This is a genomic window from Kineosporia sp. NBRC 101677, from assembly GCF_030269265.1.
Taxonomy (GTDB): Bacteria; Actinomycetota; Actinomycetes; order Actinomycetales; family Kineosporiaceae; genus Kineosporia; species Kineosporia rhizophila.
In genome coordinates, this window is the sequence record NZ_BSTA01000001.1 from 245,198 (window position 1) to 261,356 (window position 16,159).

The 16,159-nt window shown below is 69.8% G+C and carries 18 protein-coding genes and 3 tRNA genes; 5 read left to right on the forward strand and 16 right to left on the reverse strand.

Going from position 1 to position 16,159, the window contains the following annotated elements; translation table 11 throughout:
- Positions 1–165 precede the first annotated feature (165 nt).
- The 5 genes from rplA to QSK18_RS01165 form a co-directional block, all read right to left on the reverse strand.
- The gene (gene rplA / locus QSK18_RS01145; RefSeq protein ID WP_232811213.1) at positions 166–876 is read right to left on the reverse strand and encodes a 50S ribosomal protein L1; all 711 of its coding nucleotides are present in this window, start codon (positions 874–876) and stop codon (positions 166–168) included.
- An 89-nt stretch (positions 877–965) separates the two neighbouring features.
- A complete protein-coding gene (rplK, locus tag QSK18_RS01150) occupies positions 966–1,397 on the reverse strand; it encodes a 50S ribosomal protein L11 (protein ID WP_232811212.1) in 432 nt (143 codons plus the stop codon).
- Between the two features lie 32 nt (positions 1,398–1,429).
- Positions 1,430–2,236, reverse strand: coding sequence for a transcription termination/antitermination protein NusG (gene nusG, locus QSK18_RS01155; RefSeq protein WP_285616339.1), 807 nt, complete (start codon positions 2,234–2,236; stop codon positions 1,430–1,432).
- Between the two features lie 108 nt (positions 2,237–2,344).
- Positions 2,345–2,566 carry a preprotein translocase subunit SecE gene (gene secE / locus QSK18_RS01160; RefSeq protein WP_232811210.1) on the reverse strand — a complete coding sequence of 74 codons (222 nt, stop codon included), beginning with the start codon at positions 2,564–2,566 and terminating at the stop codon, positions 2,345–2,347.
- 154 nt (positions 2,567–2,720) lie between these two features.
- Positions 2,721–2,793 (reverse strand) — tRNA-Trp (locus QSK18_RS01165).
- 247 nt (positions 2,794–3,040) lie between these two features.
- Between QSK18_RS01165 and QSK18_RS01170 the strand changes: the two genes are divergently transcribed.
- Genes QSK18_RS01170 through QSK18_RS01185 form a run of 4 tightly spaced genes read left to right on the forward strand, consistent with a single transcriptional unit; the run spans position 3,041 to position 6,619 of the window.
- Positions 3,041–3,928: an ABC transporter ATP-binding protein gene (locus QSK18_RS01170; protein WP_232811208.1), complete on the forward strand. Its 888-nt coding sequence runs from the start codon at positions 3,041–3,043 to the stop codon at positions 3,926–3,928.
- Positions 3,925–4,743 (forward strand): ABC transporter permease, encoded by an 819-nt coding sequence (locus QSK18_RS01175; RefSeq protein ID WP_232811205.1) that lies wholly within the window; start codon positions 3,925–3,927, stop codon positions 4,741–4,743. The genes QSK18_RS01170 and QSK18_RS01175 overlap by 4 nt, the downstream gene beginning before the upstream one ends.
- Positions 4,740–5,972: a sensor histidine kinase gene (locus tag QSK18_RS01180; RefSeq protein WP_285616340.1), complete on the forward strand. Its 1,233-nt coding sequence runs from the start codon at positions 4,740–4,742 to the stop codon at positions 5,970–5,972. Before QSK18_RS01175 ends, QSK18_RS01180 begins: the two co-directional genes overlap by 4 nt.
- Positions 5,969–6,619 (forward strand): response regulator, encoded by a 651-nt coding sequence (locus tag QSK18_RS01185; protein WP_232811201.1) that lies wholly within the window; start codon positions 5,969–5,971, stop codon positions 6,617–6,619. Before QSK18_RS01180 ends, QSK18_RS01185 begins: the two co-directional genes overlap by 4 nt.
- Positions 6,620–6,622: 3 nt before the next feature.
- On the opposite strand, the gene QSK18_RS01190 is transcribed toward QSK18_RS01185, so the two are convergent.
- The 3 genes from QSK18_RS01190 to QSK18_RS01200 all read right to left on the reverse strand — a co-directional run bounded on the left by QSK18_RS01190 (position 6,623) and on the right by QSK18_RS01200 (position 10,673).
- Positions 6,623–7,882, reverse strand: a complete 1,260-nt coding sequence (locus QSK18_RS01190) for a hypothetical protein (protein ID WP_285616341.1) — start codon at positions 7,880–7,882, stop codon at positions 6,623–6,625.
- 105 nt (positions 7,883–7,987) lie between these two features.
- A complete protein-coding gene (locus QSK18_RS01195) occupies positions 7,988–9,346 on the reverse strand; it encodes a hypothetical protein (RefSeq protein ID WP_232811197.1) in 1,359 nt (452 codons plus the stop codon).
- A 133-nt stretch (positions 9,347–9,479) separates the two neighbouring features.
- Positions 9,480–10,673 (reverse strand): helix-turn-helix domain-containing protein, encoded by a 1,194-nt coding sequence (locus QSK18_RS01200; RefSeq protein ID WP_232811196.1) that lies wholly within the window; start codon positions 10,671–10,673, stop codon positions 9,480–9,482.
- Between the two features lie 524 nt (positions 10,674–11,197).
- Between QSK18_RS01200 and QSK18_RS01205 the strand changes: the two genes are divergently transcribed.
- Positions 11,198–11,479 carry a hypothetical protein gene (locus QSK18_RS01205; RefSeq protein ID WP_232811194.1) on the forward strand — a complete coding sequence of 94 codons (282 nt, stop codon included), beginning with the start codon at positions 11,198–11,200 and terminating at the stop codon, positions 11,477–11,479.
- 226 nt (positions 11,480–11,705) lie between these two features.
- Here the strand turns inward: QSK18_RS01205 and QSK18_RS01210 are convergent, their stop codons facing one another.
- From QSK18_RS01210 to QSK18_RS01245, 8 genes are all read right to left on the reverse strand, one after another.
- Positions 11,706–12,746: an adenosine deaminase gene (locus tag QSK18_RS01210; RefSeq protein WP_232811193.1), complete on the reverse strand. Its 1,041-nt coding sequence runs from the start codon at positions 12,744–12,746 to the stop codon at positions 11,706–11,708.
- A 57-nt stretch (positions 12,747–12,803) separates the two neighbouring features.
- A complete protein-coding gene (locus tag QSK18_RS01215; protein WP_285616342.1) occupies positions 12,804–13,859 on the reverse strand; it encodes a UDP-N-acetylmuramate dehydrogenase in 1,056 nt (351 codons plus the stop codon).
- 41 nt (positions 13,860–13,900) lie between these two features.
- A complete protein-coding gene (locus QSK18_RS01220) occupies positions 13,901–14,326 on the reverse strand; it encodes a MaoC/PaaZ C-terminal domain-containing protein (RefSeq protein WP_232811190.1) in 426 nt (141 codons plus the stop codon).
- Entirely contained in the window at positions 14,323–14,799 is a 477-nt protein-coding gene (locus tag QSK18_RS01225; RefSeq protein WP_232811188.1) for a MaoC family dehydratase N-terminal domain-containing protein, read from the reverse strand. The genes QSK18_RS01220 and QSK18_RS01225 overlap by 4 nt, the downstream gene beginning before the upstream one ends.
- A gap of 104 nt (positions 14,800–14,903) precedes the next feature.
- On the reverse strand, positions 14,904–15,074 hold the full coding sequence (rpmG, locus tag QSK18_RS01230; RefSeq protein WP_285616343.1) for a 50S ribosomal protein L33: 171 nt from the start codon (positions 15,072–15,074) through the stop codon (positions 14,904–14,906).
- A gap of 69 nt (positions 15,075–15,143) precedes the next feature.
- Positions 15,144–15,216: transfer RNA gene (locus tag QSK18_RS01235), tRNA-Met, on the reverse strand.
- A gap of 33 nt (positions 15,217–15,249) precedes the next feature.
- Positions 15,250–15,322, reverse strand: a tRNA-Thr gene (locus QSK18_RS01240).
- Between the two features lie 102 nt (positions 15,323–15,424).
- Positions 15,425–16,078, reverse strand: a complete 654-nt coding sequence (locus QSK18_RS01245; RefSeq protein WP_285616344.1) for a TetR/AcrR family transcriptional regulator — start codon at positions 16,076–16,078, stop codon at positions 15,425–15,427.
- Between the last annotated feature and the right edge of the window lie 81 nt (positions 16,079–16,159).

Consider the following 16,159-nt stretch of genomic DNA (forward strand, 5'->3'; position numbering starts at 1 on the left):
TACCTTGCGGATCAGGCGAAATTGACCTTGCCCGGACGGGCCGGTCGCGGACGTGGGGAAGCATCGTGATCAAGAGAACGGCCCCGTCCGCGAAGGCGGACGGGGCCGGGTGGTGCAATGTCCGGAGACCGGTGCCGAGCACCGGTTCCCGAGACGGCGGCCAGGTCAGTCCTGGGTCGCCTCGAGCGCCTTCACCTGGTTCGGGTCGACCGGGATGCCCGGGCCCATGGTGGTGGTGATGGTCGCCTTCTTCAGGTAGCGGCCCTTCGCGGCCGACGGCTTGAGGCGCATGACCTCTTCGATCGCCGCCGCGTAGTTCTGGACCAGCTGGGTCTCGCTGAACGAGGTCTTACCGATGATGAAGTGCAGGTTCGAGTGCTTGTCGACGCGGAACTCGATCTTGCCGCCCTTGATCTCCTCGACCGCCTTGGCGACGTCCATGGTCACCGTGCCGGTCTTCGGGTTCGGCATCAGACCACGCGGACCGAGGACCTTACCGAGGCGCCCGACCTTGCCCATCAGGTCGGGGGTCGCCACGACGGCGTCGAAGTCCAGGAAGCCGCCCTGGATCTTCGTGATCAGCTCGTCGGAGCCGACGATGTCGGCGCCGGCGGCCTCGGCCGCGGCGGCACGGTCACCGGTGGCGAAGACCAGCACCCGGGCGGTCTTACCGGTGCCGTTCGGCAGGTTCACGGTGCCACGCACCATCTGGTCGGCCTTACGGGGGTCGACACCGAGACGGAACGCGACCTCGACGGTCGCGTCGTACTTGGTGGCCGACGTCTCCTTGGCCAGCTTGACCGCCTCGAGCGGGGAGTACAGCTCGTCGCTGTCGATCTTCTCCGCCGCTGCGCGGTACGCCTTGCTGCGCTTCATGGTTCTCCTCCTGGAGAAGGTGTGGTCGACGGGCCGCGCAGGCCCTGCCACGTGGTGCTGGGACGAAAAGTTCGCAGTGTCGGGGGCGCTCAGCCCTCGACGGTGATGCCCATCGAGCGAGCCGTACCGGCGATGATCTTGGACGCCTGGTCCAGGTCGTTCGCGTTCAGGTCCTCGAGCTTGGTCTGGGCGATCTCCCGGACCTGGGCGGCGGTGAGGTTGCCGACCTTCTTGACGTGCGGCTCACCGGAGCCCTTGGGCACGCCCGCAGCCTTCTTGATCAGCTCGGCGGCCGGCGGGGTCTTGGTGATGAAGGTGAAGGAACGGTCTTCGTAGACCGTGATCTCCACCGGGACCACACTGCCGCGCTGACCTTCGGTCTTGGCGTTGTAGGCCTTGCAGAACTCCATGATGTTGACGCCGTGCTGACCGAGCGCGGGGCCGATCGGCGGGGCGGGAGTGGCCTGGCCGGCGTTGATCTGCAGCTTGATCAGAGCTGAGACCTTCTTCTTGGGGGGCATGACGCTGTTCCTTTTTCCGGGTGTTTGGGCGATCAGATCTTGGAGACGTCGGCGAACGACAGTTCGACGGGGGTCTCCCGACCGAAGATCGAGACCAGCACCTTGAGCTTCTGGGCGTCGGCGTTGATCTCGGAGATGGTGGCCGGCAGGGTCTCGAAGGGGCCTTCCATCACGGTGACGGTCTCGCCGACCTCGAAGTCGACGACCTTCACCTCGGCCTTGCTCGAGCTGGCTGCCTTGCTGGGCTCGGCCGGCGCCAGGGCCGGGGCGAGCATCGAGAAGACCTCGTCCAGGCTCAGCGGGACCGGCTGGTGGGTGTGACCGACGAAGCCGGTGACGCCCGGAGTGTGCCGGACAGCGCCCCACGACTCGTCGGTGAGGTCCATCCGGACCAGCACGTAGCCGGGGATCCGGACCCGACGGACCTGCTTGCGCTGGCCGTTCTTGATCTCGGTGACGTCTTCCATCGGCACCTCGACCTGGAAGATGTAGTCCTCCATGTTGAGGCTGGTGGTGCGGTTCTCGAGGTTGGCCTTGACCCGGTTCTCGTAACCGGCGTACGAGTGGATCACGTACCAGTCACCGGGCGCCCGGCGCAGACCGGCCTTGAACTCCTCGACCGGGTCGACCGGGGCCTCGTCGTCCGCACCCGCGGTGGGCACGAACGCGGCCTCGTCGTCCGACTCGGTGGCTTCGTCGGCTTCGTCCGCCTCAGGCGTGTCGTCCGCCTCGGGGGCGTCGTCCGCCTCGTCGGTGATGGCGCCGTCGGGAGCGACCTCAGCCTCCTGCGGGGCGAGGTCGGTCTCCTCCTCGGTGAACTGCGAGGTCTTCTCGGACACGCTTTGTCCTGCTTCCCTTCGTACCGTCCGGCCTGGTCTCGTTCTGGTCAGGCCCGCTCATGGCGATCTACGCGGCGATCCCTCGGCCGGCCGGCGGAACCGGGCGATCTACTCGCCGCCGCCGAAGGCCCAGAGCACGAGCTTGCCGAAGCCGAAGTCGAGTGCCGACACGTACAGCATCACGACGAGGACGAAGATCAGCACCACCGAGGTGTAGGTGATCAGCTCGGTCCGGGTGGGCCGGACCACCTTGCGCAGCTCGGCCACGACCTGCCGCAGGAAGAGCAGCGGCCCGCCCCTGCGCTTCTTCGTCGACGACGTGCTGCTCACGGTCCTCACCTGGTTGTCTAGGCTCGGACCGCCCTCGATCCGCGCCGGAGCGAGGATCCGAGGTCGGCCCGTGATCGCGGCCCGCACCGGCCAGACGCCGGTGCCGGGCCCTTGTCAGCCTCACGGCACATCCTGTTGCCGCGAGCACATCCCGCAGGGCAGGAGGGACTCGAACCCCCAACCGCCGGTTTTGGAGACCGGAGCTCTGCCAATTGAGCCACTGCCCTACAAGCGGATGTTCGGCGCCAGCCCTGCACACCTGCGGCGTGCGTCAGCATGGCGGTTCACAACCACCCGGAGTGAGTCTACGCATCCAAGTGCTCCTGGGTCGAACCGGCACGTCGGCGCGGGGATGACGGCCTCTCGACGGACGCTCGACGGACAAGGTGACGGTCCCTGGTCCACCGACCGGTGGACGCCGGTTCAGCCTGCCGGTAGTCCCCGGCCGGGGGCCCGCCGAACAGCATGGTTGTCATGTCGGGACCAACCACATCACCCACCGCGGCGGCCGGGCCGGCCGCCACCTCGGGGCCGGCCCAGATCCGGGTCCGGGGCCTGGCCAAACGCTACGGCGACAGGCTCGCCGTGAACGATCTCGAGCTGGACGTCGCCGCCGGAGAGGTGTTCGCCCTGCTGGGGCCGAACGGCGCGGGCAAGACCACCACCACCGAGATCCTCGAAGGGTTCCGCGAGCGTGACGCCGGTGAGGTGGCGGTGCTCGGACAGGACCCGCAGCGTGCCGGACGGGCCTGGCGCTCGCGGATCGGGATCGTGCTGCAGACCACCAACGACTACGCCGAACTGAGCGTGGAGGAGCTGATCCGGCACTTCGCCCGGTACTACCCCCACCCGCGCGACCCGGACGAGGTGATCGAGGCGGTCGGCCTGGAGGCCAAGCGCCGGGACCGGGTCCGGGCCCTGTCCGGGGGCCAGCGCCGGCGGCTGGACGTGGGGCTGGGCATCGTCGGCTCGCCCGAGCTGCTGTTCCTCGACGAGCCGACCACCGGCTTCGACCCGCAGGCCCGGCGCTCGTTCTGGGAGCTGATCCGCCGGCTGCGCACCGAGGGCACGACGATCCTGCTGACCACGCACTACCTGGACGAGGCCGAGCAGCTGGCCGACCGGGTCGGGGTGATCGCCGGAGGCCGGCTGGTCGCCGTGAACACCCCGGCCGACCTGGGCGGGCGTCAGAGCCGGCAGGCGCGGGTGGTGTGGCGCGACGGCGAGGAGTCCACCGACACCCCGACCCGGCTGGTGGCCGAGCTGGCCACCCGGTACCCCGGCGGCGAGGTGCCGGCCCTGCAGGTCCTGCGCCCCACCCTCGAGGACATCTACCTGGACATGATCGGAGAGAAGTCGTGAGCACCGTGACGACCGAGCGCCTGCCCGGGGCCCTGCAGCTGGGCCTGGCCCGGACCGGGATCGAGCTGAAGGAGTTCTTCCGGATGCGCGAGACGGTGGTCTTCACCTTCGCCTTCCCGGTGATCCTGCTGTTCGTCTTCGGCTCGGTGTTCAGCGACGAACTGGCCCCGGGGGTCTCGTTCACCCAGTACTTCACCGCCGGGATGATCGCCTCGGGCGTGGTCCTGTCCAGCTTCCAGACCCTGGCCATCGGGATCGCCGTGGAGCGTGACGAGGGCACCCTGAAACGCCTGCGTGGCACCCCGATGCCGCCGATCGCGTACTTCCTCGGCAAGATCGGCATGGTGCTGGTCACCAGCGTCGTGCAGACCGCGATCCTGCTGCTGATCGGCGTCCTGCTGATGGATCTCGAACTGCCCACCGGGGTGGCCCCGTGGTTGCGCTTCACCTGGATCTTCGTGCTCGGCATCGCCTCCGGCACCGCGGTCGGGATCGCCTACTCCTCGCTCGCCCGGTCGTCCAAAAGCGCTGCCGCAGTGGTGAGCCCGGTGGTGATCGTGCTGCAGTTCATCTCCGGCGTGTACTTCGTCTTCACCGAGCTGCCGAGCTGGATGCAGACCATCGGCTCGCTGTTCCCGCTGCGCTGGCTGGCCCAGGGCATGCGCTCGGTGTTCCTGCCCGAGGAGTTCGCCTCGATGGAGGCCGGTAACTCCTGGCAACTGCTGCCCACCGCCCTGATACTGACCGGATGGCTGGTGATCGGGATGCTGCTGGCGCTGCGGACCTTTCGCTGGCAGCGGCACGACCAGAAGTGAGCGTCCCGGCGGTGCACGCCTGGAACCGTTCCCAGCGCGGCTGGACCCTCGGCTTCTGGCTGCTGATGACCCTGATCGCCCTGGGTCTGCTGACCAGTCCCGAGGTCTCCGGCGGCCGCCGGCTGAGCGGGCTGGCCTGCCTGGCGGTCATCGTCGTCGCCTTCCGCGTGCTGCGCCCGGACGCCTGGCGGCCCAGCAGCGGGCCCGCCGAGGTCACGTACCTCCTGATCGCGATCGTCACCACCGGCGTCGCCGCGGCGGTCGAGTCCTCGTTGACCGTGCTGCTGTCGGTGATCTACGCCCAGGTCTGGCTCTTCTCGCCGACCCTGCGGGTGGGGCTGTGGTTCAGCGCCCTGACCGGGCTGAGTGTGGCCGTCGGGCTGATGACCGCGGAGGGCTGGACCTACGAGGCGGCCCGGGTCACCCTGCCGGTGATGCTGGTGAGCACCGCGTTCAGCTCCGCCCTGGGGCTGTGGATCAGCCGGATCATCGACCAGTCGGCCGAAAGGGCCGGGCTGATCCAGGAACTGGAGAAGGCCCGGGCGGAACTCGGTGCGGCGTACCACACCCAGGGGGTGCAGGCCGAGCGGGAGCGTCTGGCCCGGGAGATCCACGACACTCTGGCCCAGGGCTACACCAGCATCATCATGCTCTCCCAGGTGGCCCAGGCCGCCCTCGACAGCGGGCGGCCCGCCGATCCGGGCAAGCTCCGGGAACGGCTGAACCTGATCGAGGACGTGGCCCGCGAGAACCTCGGCGAGGCAAGGGCTCTGGTGGCCGCCTTCGCCCCGGTCGGCCTGGACGGGGCCACCCTTGCCGACGCGGTGCGGCGGCTGGTCAGCCGGTTCGGGGCCGAGACGCAGATCGCCTCGGAGGTGACGGTGGACGGCGAGCTGACCGGCCTGACCCGCGACCTGGAGGTGGTGCTGCTGCGCTCGGCCCAGGAGGCGCTGGCGAACGTGCGCCGGCACTCGGGTGCCGCCTCGGTCACCGTCCGCCTGGTGGGCGACGAGAACCACGTGAGGATCGAGATCTGCGACGACGGGAAGGGTTTCGACGTGTGGGGAAAGAACCGGCCGCTGGGGTTCGGGCTGACCGGGATGCGCGACCGGGCCCAGGCCTGCGGCGGTGAGCTCCTCCTGATCAGCTCCCCCGGCAAGGGCACCCGGGTGACCGTGCGCGTGCCTCATGCGCCGGCCGCCGACGAGGGTGAGAAGGTGTCGTCGTGATCCGTGTCCTGATCGCCGACGACCACCCCATCGTCCGCTCCGGCCTGGCCGGCCTGCTGGAGGTGGAGGAGGACATGACCGTGGTGGGCGAGGCCGGTGACGGCGAGGAGGCGGTCTCCCGGGCCACCGCGCTGCGCCCCGACGTCGTGCTGATGGACCTGCGGATGCCCGGCCTGGACGGGGTCGGCGCCACCCGCAAGATCACCGCCACCCTGCCGCAGACCCGGGTGCTGGTGCTGACCACCTACGACACCGACGACGACATCGTGCACGCGGTGGAGGCCGGGGCCACCGGTTACCTGCTCAAGGACACCCCGCGTCCGGTGCTGGTGAACGCGGTGCGCTCGGCCGCCCGGGGCGAGACCGTGCTGGCCCCGCCGGTGGCCGCGAAACTGGTCTCGCACCTGCGCGCCCCGGCACCACCGCCGCCCCCGGTCAATCCGCTCACCCCCCGCGAGGTCGAGGTGCTGCGAGCAGTGGCCCGCGGCCTGTCCAACGCCGAGATCGGCCGCGAGCTGTTCATCGGTGAGGCCACGGTGAAGACCCATCTGCTGCGGGTCTTCGCCAAGCTGGGGGTGGACGACCGCACCCGCGCAGTGACGGCGGCGATGGAGCGGGGCATCCTGCCGCCGCCGTCGGCCCGCTGACCGCTACATCACCCCGACCCGCTGGAACTCGTCGATGCCGAGCTGGTTCAGCGCGGCCTTGTACGAGTCCTGCCGGTGCAGCTGGGCCAGCTCGTAGCGCCAGGTGGCCAGATCCTCCTGCCAGAGCGCGACGAACCCGGCCAGCTCCTGCGGCGTGATCCGCCCCAGCCGCTCCTGTCCGGCCCGGACCGCCTCCAGCTGCTGCCGGGCGGCCGGCGTGAAGCGGGCCAGCGCCGCCAGCCGGGCCATCACCTCGGCGTGCAGTGCCTGTCGGCCTTCGATCACCTGCGCCCAGTAGCCCGGCTGGTACGCCGGGTCGACGATCCGGGCGCGGTCGGCGACCGGCCCCTGTCCGACCAGCCCGAGCAACAGGTCGGCCGGGGACTGGTGCAGGAGAGCGAAGAGCCCCTCCCCCAGCACGTCGCCGAACTCTTCGCGAGCGGCCCGCCGAGGGTCGAACGGGTTGTACGGCTGCTGATCCACCGCTCCCGGGAGGGCCATCCGCCGGTCGCGGACGGCTTCCCAGCAGAACAGCCAGTCCTCGTTGTAGACCGCCGGGAAGAACGGCAGGGGCCGGGTCAGGTCGACCAGCAGGCAACCTCCGGCCAGGAAGGTGTCCTGCTTCAGGCCCACGGTGCGCCGGGCGTGGCAGACCACCGAGTTGTCCGGGAACTCGTGGGCCGGCCAGCTGGCCATCGATGCCCCGCCCGGGCCGAGCATGGAGACCGCCCGGGTGATCTCCTCGGCCGACGGCGGCTGGATGTCGTCGTCCAGGAAGAGCAGCCGCCGCCAGCCCAGCTGCCGCGAGAGCAGGAGGGCGACGTTGCGTTTGGTCCCGGCGTCCAGGTAGGGCGCCTGATCCCCCGCCACCGCAGTGGCGAGGCTCGAAGATTCGTCCTGACCGACGTCCATTGTTCGGAAACTTAAGGACGTTTGTGGGTCACCGACACGGTGGCCGGCGACCGCCGGAACGGGTCTGGCCCATTGCCGTGACTCCAGGGCGAGCCGGCGGGTGCGCATCCTGCGTACCGCGGTGGGGGGCTCCTCCGGGACTGCGAAGGCGACCCCCTGCCAGCCGTCCAGCTCCCTGGCGACGTCCTGCACGTTGGCCCGGCCACTGCAGGCCACCACCAACGGGCAGCCGAGCGCCTCGGCCAGCGCGACCGCCGCCGTGAGGTTGTGACTAGGTCTGCTGGCCGGCACCACCACCGCGCAGACCTCGTCCGGATAGACCTCGGGCCATTCCTGTCGGACCAGGTGCACATGCGATGGGCGATGTGCGACCGGACCTGCCGAATACTGGTGCAGCACAAAGGCACCCGCCTTCCCCCGTGCGTGACAGCGGTCGGCGGGGAGGCGGATCCGCTGTCAGACCGTAACTACCTTGCGCCTCTCGGTAGTCGATGCTGGTCGCCCGGGGCGCTCCTGACAACCCTCTTCGGTCGCCTGCTGCGGCCACGGCTGACGGGCGGCGGCGAGCAGCTGCGGGATTTCCGTCTCCGATTCCGGCCCGGCGGCCTCCTGCGACAGCCTGACCAGCACGGTTCGCCAGTACCGCCAGTCCCGCAGCCACTTTGCGGTGTAACCCAGGAGCTTGCGGTGGTTCAGCTGCCGATGCGTCCAGAGTGCAGCGTTCATACACACCACCACCGCGTCGTCCGAGCGCGCCGGCTGGTCCTCGTCCCAGAGCACCAGCCCCTCCCCCCGGCCCCGGATGATGGTGCGCAGCAGGGTGCGGCGCCGGCCCATCACCCGCTTCCAGTACTGCCCGCTCAGCAGCGACAGGAAGCCGGGGCCGTGGTCTTCAACCCGGTTCATCAGCCCCTCGGCGAGGATCTCCCCGGCCTCCTCGGAGCGCGCCCGCACCGGGCAGAACGCCTCGTACTCCTTCTGGTGCACCGGCCCGGCGTGGGCCAGGGCGCGCTGGTAGTCGCGGGCCCCGGCCAGCGTCTGCAGCACCAGCAGCCAGTCCTCGTTGTAGACCCCGTGCGGGAAGAAGGCCGTGCCCTCGCCCACCCGCAGCAGCAGGGCGCCGCTGCTGATGAAGATGTCCTGCGGAAGGCCGACCAGCGGGCGGGCGTGCCCGACCACCGAGTTGTCGTCGAAGTCGCGCAGCGTCCAGCCGACGATCATCAGGTCCGGGTCCTCGTTCAGCACCCGCAACGCGTGGGCCAGGTACTGCGGGGTGAGGGTGGGCCCCTCGGCCGCCGCCGAGATGTCGTCGTCCAGGAAGAGCACGAACTCCCAGCCGAACCGGACGGCCAGCATGATGCCGAGGTTGCGCTTCCAGCCCACGTCGTTCGAGCGGTGCAGGCTGCTCAGCTCGTCCTCGGCCGAGGCGAAGCCGGGCATCCAGGAGGGGTGCACCTGCTCCAGGTCGACCAGGACCAGGGCGTCGCCCAGCAGTTCGCGCACAGCGGCCGGGAAGTCCTCCGGCCGGGCGTCGCGGCTGTGCACCACGATCAGGGGGCAGCCGTGGCTGAGGGCGATGCCGGCGGCGAACCGCAGCCCCTCCTCGGTGAGCCGGAAGTCGCGGCCGGCCGGGACCACGATGCCGCCGACCCGGCGGCCGGTGTCGGGACGGTGCGCGCCGAGCAGGGGCCCGAAGGCGCTCAGCTCGCTGTCCGGCGGCGGCAGGACCGGGCGGCCCGGACCGTACAGGCTGGTGAGCAGGCCGGAGTGGCTGGCCCGGTAGTCGGCCGCCGAGTCGGGGCGGGGCTCGGTCACCGTGGGAACGGTGAGCACGCGCGACTCGGTGTGCGTCCGCGGGACGGACGCAGGGGGTATCGATGGCATGGCCCGGTTTTCGTCTTGGGCGAGCGGGCGCCTACGGCCCGGTCACGATGAGGCGATCAGAAGGTCAGGACGTTCGGATCCGGCTGCTGGATCGGCCCAGGTCGGGCGTCATCGTGGTACCGGCGATGACCGGCACTCTGACCAGCATCCAGAAGTCCTCGGGGTCGAGGTAGTTCTCCACCCAGGCGCCGTTCCGGCTGCGGAACCGAGCGTCTGTGAAAGCCCTTACTGCGCCGTATGTTCCACGGCTGAACATGCCACCGAAACGGGTTGCGCTGACCCCCGGGTTGAACGGGTTGGGGGTGCGCTGGATGAGCGCGACGTCGGAGGTGAGCTGCGGCGCGCCCTTCTTCCAGGCCCGCTCGCGCTCGTCGTCCTTGCCCACCTCCCAGGTGGGGCGGTGCGACTCGACCTTGGCCATCTCGGCCGGGTCGGAGGTGGGCCGGCCCTCGTCGTCGAGCATGACCTGCACCTCGCCGTCGAACTCGACGCCGTCCTCGTCCCACTCCATCCGGACCGGGTTCTCCAGACGGTCACGGAGGATCTCGAGCACGTTGACCGAACCGATCGGCACCTCGAACAGGTCCGCGTCGACCCCGCCGAGCAGGATCAGGTGCCCGGTGAGCTGGTCGGCGGAACTGACCCGGTCGTAGGTGAGCCAGCTGACCTCGGCCCGTGGGTTCTCCGCCCGGACGTGCCCGACCAGCTCCAGCAGGGCGTCGATGTCGGCGTTGTAGAGGTTGCGCACGAAGTTGGGGTGGGTCAGGTTCGTCGCGTACTGCGCCGCCGGGTAGAGCTCGCCCCGGTTCGCCTTCTCGTCGGTGTAGTCGAGCTGCCGACTGCTCAGCGGAGTACAGAGGATGGTCACCGGCTGGTCGTCCGGGTAGTACAGGAACTGCCCGCCCAGGGCCCCGGCCGCCCTGTCCTCGGCCGGGGGCGCCTCCTGGATCCGGGCCCGCAACTCCCGCAGTTCGTCGAAAAGCCTTTCCCGGTCGCCCTCTTCATCTTCGGTCAGGGTCTGCTCGGGCACCAGGCGCACCTGGTCGCCCTCGAGCGAGCGCTGCGTGCAGAACAACAGGGCGTAGGAGGCGAGCCGTTCCTCCGGCGGCACCGCCACCCCGCTCTCCCACGAGCTGACCAGTGCACCGCTGAGCCCGAGGGCCTGGGAGAGCTGCCGCTGGGTGATCGCCTGGGAGAAGTGACGGGTCCGGAGCGAGCGCAGCCTGCTCCCCAGACGGGCGTTGTTCACATCAGCCACCGTCACACCCCCGCTTCACTGAAGACGCTGGAACTACAGCCGATTCCGACCCGTCAAGTTAACCACTGAAGGGCTGGAGCCGGGGAGAGTCTGAGCGCAATTCAAACAGAACGTGTCGCGCACTCCGGCATTGCGGGCGCGACCTCGCCGAATACCGTCGTGACGGACGACCTGCGCTTCTTTAATGACATTGATTAATGTCATCGTGAGCTCGAAACTGACAACGTTGCACGGAGTCTCGACCCCGCGGGTGAAGATCAGCTGGGCATCAGCGGGGGCCAGGCGTGCAGGGCTGAATGGCGCTGAAATTTCATTTATCGGGGTAGATCTGTCCCTGAAATCCCTTGCCGTCCGGCTTCAGGATGGCCACACTGATATCAGGCGCTTTTCAGCTGAACACCAGTCGCCCGGTCGCCGACTTCAGCGAACCGGGCTGACGGACCGCAGGTCTTCACCGACTCCGCGGACTCAGCGGTCGCTCTGCGACGCGCACCTTGCTCGGCCGCACGAGGGAGGGGAACCAAGTGGGCTTCACCGCGGTCAGTGCATCCGATCTGAACACACTCGTCGCCTCGGGGGGCAGCGACGGGGGCCGGCAGGGCGTGCTGCTGCTGATCTTCGTCCTGCTCTTCGCCGTGGCTCTCACCATCATGAACCTGGTCAACCGCATCCGGCAGCCCTACGTGGTGGTCCTGCAGAACCCGTTCCGGCTGCTGATGAAGACCGTGATGCTGGGGGTCACCACCACGGTGGTCACGGTCGCCGTCGTCTCGATCATCATCGCCACCGCCGGCTCGCCGAGCTGACGCTCGCCCGGCCACCCGCACAGACCTGCTCCAGTACGCAGTGCACGTCAGTACCACCAGCTTCCGGATCGGCCGGGCCTGTCCCCCGTCGGGCCTCACCGAGCCGGAGCCGCGCTCATGCAGATGCGCGGCGTCTGGTCGCCGTCCCGCCTGAGGGTGCGGGACGGTGACCGGGCTCATCAGGGCGTGGCTCCGGGTCGCCGCCGGAGCCACGCCCTCACCCGTCTCAGCTCGCGGCCGGCTCCTGCGCCCAGGTCTCGACCTCGGCCAGCAGGGTCTTCTTCACGTCGTCGGGAGCTCGCGAGGCCTCGATCGACGAGGCGGCCAGATGCCGCAGCCCGTCGTCGGAGAGCCCGTGCACGTCGCGGGCCGCCTGGTACTGGGCCTCCAGCCGGGGACCGAAGAGCAGCGGGTCGTCGGCGCCCAGGGCCAGCCGGGCCCCGGCGTCGATCAGGGTGCGCAGCGGCACCTCGCTGAGCGTCGGGTACACCCCCAGGGCCACGTTCGAGGCCGGGCAGACCTCCAGGGCCACCCCCGCGTCGATCACCCGGGCCAGCACCTCGGGACTCTCGGCCGAGCGCACACCGTGCCCCAGCCGGTCCGGCGCCAGGGCGTCGAGGGTGGTCTGCACATGCTCGGGCCCCCGCAGTTCACCGCTGTGCGGCACGCTGGCCAGACCGGCGTTGCGGGCGATCCGGAAGGCCGCCGCGAACTCTTCGGTGTCGCCCCGGCGCTCGTCGTTGCTCAGCCCGAACCCGACCACCGTGCCCGCGCCCTCACCGGCGTAGCGGGCCGCCAGCCGGGCCAGGATGCGGGCGTCGAGCGGATGCCGCATACGACTGGCCGCCACCACGATCGCCACCTGGCAGCCGGTGGTCTGCGAGGCCTCACGGGCGGCGTCGAGCACGATCTCCAGCGCCGGAGTGATCCCGCCCACGTGCGGGGCGTACGAGGTGGGATCGACCTGCATCTCCAGCCAGCGCGAGCCCTCGGCCGCATCGTCCTGCGCGGCCTCGATCACCAGCCGGCGCATGTCGTCCGCGTCGCGCACACAGGCCCGGGCCGCGTCGTACAGGCGCTGGAAGCGGAACCAGCCGCGCTCGTCCGGGGTCAGGCGCAGCAGGTGGTGCTCCCGCAGCGACTCCGGCAGGCGGATCCGGTGCTTGGCCGCCATCTCCTCCAGCGTCGCCGGCCTCATCGAGCCGGTGAAGTGCAGGTGCAGGTGGGCCTTGGGGAGGGTGGCGACCGGCCGGATCACAGGCTGCATGACGAGAGTTTGCCAGGTTCCGGGTGCTCCCCGGTCCAGCTCCGTCCGACGGACGAGTCAGATCTCACAGCCGATCAGTTCGGGCTCGGGCACCAGCCGCACGCCGTAGATCTTGGCCACCCCGTCGCGGACCTGCCGGGCCACGTCCAGCACGTCGGCCGCGCCGGCCCCGCCGCGGTTGGTCAGGGCCAGCGTGTGCTTGGTGGAAAGGCTCGCCGGACCGGGCAGGCCGAACCCCTTGGAGAACCCGGCGTGATCGATCAGCCAGGCCGCGGACGTCTTCACCCTCCCGTCGCCGGCGTCGAAACGCGGCGCCTCCGGGGGCAGTGCGGCGGCCTGCTCGGCCGGCAGCAGGGGGTTGGTGAAGAACGAACCGGCGCTCCAGGTGTCGTGGTCGTCCGGGTCGAGCACCATGCCCTTCCCAGCCCGCAGTTTGAGGACGCTCTCGCGCACCTTTGCGAGCGGCACCCGTTCGTCGATCCCGGCTTTCAGGGAGCGGGCCAGTTCGGCGTAGCGCAGCGGCTCGCTGTAGTCGCTCACGACGAACTGGAACGACACCGAAAGGACGACGTAGCGCGGCCCGCCCAGGTGCCGTTCCCGCTTGAACAGCGAGTCCCGGTAGGCGAAGCGGCAGTCGGTGGCGGCCAGCGTCCGGATCTTCTGTTCCACCCGGTCGTAGGTGCGTACCGCGGAGATCGTGCCGGACACCTCCTGACCGTAGGCGCCCACGTTCTGCACCGGCGTGGCCCCGGTCGAACCCGGGATGCCGGACAGCGCCTCGACCCCGGTCCAGCCTTCGGCGACCGCGCGGGCGACCACCTCGTCCCACGGGTGCCCGGCCTCGACCGTGATCTCCGCGCCCCCGCAGTAGTCGACCGAGTGCACGGTGATCCCGCGCGAGGTGATCTGCACCACGGTGCCGTCGAAGCCCGCGTCGCCCACCACCAGGTTCGAGCCGCCACCGACCAGCAGCAGCGGTTCGCCCGCCTGGTCGGCCGCGCGAACGGCGGCCACCAGTTCGTCGGCGGTGGAGGCGGTCACGTGCCGCCGGGCCGGACCTCCCACCCGCAGGGTCGTCAGCTCCGCCAGCCGCACCATCTCGCCGTCCTCCACGCTTGTCGTGCCCGTCTGCTCCGCGATCCCGCCCGATCAGGTCAGGCGAGCCGGACCTTCGCGATCGCCTTGCCCAGGACCTTCTGCCCACTGCTGAGCGCGGTCAGGGTGACGGTGGCGGTGCGGTTCTCCTCGTCGACGGCCGTGACCTTGCCGCCGAACGTGATGGTGGCCCCGGCCTCGTCGTCCGGTACCGGCACCGGGTTGGTGAACCGGACGCCGTACTCCAGCACCGCACCGGCGTCGCCGGCCCACTCACTGACGTACCGGCCGCCCAGGGCCATCGTGTACATCCCGTGCGCGATCACGCCGGGCAGGCCGACCGAGGTGGCCACCCGCTCGTTCCAGTGGATCACGTTGAAGTCGCCGCTGGCCCCGGCGTAGCGGATCAGGTCGGCGCGGGTGACGGTGATGTCCGCCGCGGGCAGCTCCTCGCCCACCGCGACCTGGCCAAACTTCGCGCTCACGCCTTCTCCTCAGCTTTTTCCTCGGCCTTTTCCTCAGCCCGGATGACCACCATCGACACGGCGGTGACGACCGGTTCGCCCGCCGCGTCGGTGATCTCGACCCGGGTGATCACCCGGCCGTTGCCGGCCATCAGCCGGGCGTCGTCGACGTGCGCCACCGAGGTGAGGCGGTCACCGGCGACGATCGGCCGGTGGTGGGTGAACTTCTGCTCGCCGTGCACCAGGCGGGTGTAGTCGATCCCGGCCTCCGGATCGCTCATCACCTGCCCCTCGCAGCGCTGGGCGATCACGATGGCGAAGGTGGGCGGGGCCACCACGTCGGGGTGACCGAGCGCCTGGGCGGCCGCCGGGTCGGTGTGCACCGGATCGGTCGAACCGATCGCCTCGGCGAACTCGCGGATCTTCTCCCGGCCGACCTCGTAGACCGGCGCACCGGTGTAGGTCTTGCCGGCGATCTGTGGGTTCACGCCCACGGGACGGCTCCTTGGTTCTGGCTGACCTGGCGGGGCCCGAGATCAGGGGGCAAACATGACGAATGGCCGCCCCGCGAACGGGACGGCCATTCGGCGAGGACGACTCAGCGGGTCTCGCGGTGCGCGGTGTGGTTGCCGCAGCGCGGGCAGAACTTCTTCAGTTCCATCCGGTCCGGGTCGTTACGCCGGTTCTTCTTGGTGATGTAGTTGCGCTCTTTGCACTCGACGCACGCCATGGTGATCTTCGGGCGGACGTCTGCAGCCTTGCTAGCCACGGCGGGGCCTCTTTCGATGGGTTCGCTGTCGATGAGGATCGAACTGCGGCGGTAAAGATAACTTCAGAGTAGCGAGGACGGGACTTGAACCCGTGACACAACGATTATGAGTCGTTTGCTCTACCAACTGAGCTACCCCGCCAAGCGCGGTCTCGCTCTGGACAAGACCAACCAGAGCCCCGATAGGGAATCGAACCCTAGACCTTCTCCTTACCATGGAGACGCTCTGCCGACTGAGCTATCGGGGCCTGTCCTCCGGGCGGCTTGTTGCTTTCCCGGCGACGTCGAGAACGATACAGGATCCGGGGCCCAGGACTGAAATCCATTCCCCCACGCGCCGCGCCGGAGCATCATTCGTCCTGGTCAGAACGCTTTTCGGGGGTTCCTGGCGGGCCCTGCGGGTCGGGGAAGACCAGGGTTCCGGGCACCGCGAGCCCACGAACGATCATGACCAGCACCCGGCGGTACGAGGCCTCGGCCTCGTCCGGCGCCACCAGGCCGCCCATCTCCAGTGCGACCGCGCCGTGCACCGCGCTCCAGACCTGCCTGGCAACCGTGGCCGCATCACCCTCGATCAGCCGGCCGGCCGCCATCAGGGTGAAGACGTGGTCCACCAGGACCTGGAACGCCGCCCCGGCACAGTCGGCGAACTCGTCCGAGCGCTCCCAGTCCTTCTCGGTCAGGTCGCCGAACATCAGGGCGTAGTGCGAGCGGTGGGACAGCGCGAACTCCCGGTAGCGCAGCCCCGACATCCAGAGCCGCAGGACCGGGTCGGCCTCGGCGTCCCGAGGCGAGATCGCCGCCGTCAGCCCCTGGAAGCCGCGGATCAGCAGCGCCTCGATCAGGCCGTCCTTGCTGCCGAACCGGTTGTAGACGCCCATCGGCGCGACCCCGGCCTCAGCGGCCACCGCACGCACCGTGACCGCCGCCGGGCCCTCACGCATCAGCACCGCTTCGGCGGCGTCGGTCAGCGCGGTCTTCACGTCCGCGCTGGGGGTGCGCACGGATCGGGCCTTCGTCTGCGCCGCAACGGTTTTCCGCGTCTTCTTTCGGGGCGACGACTCAACTGTCGGCCCGGCGGACGA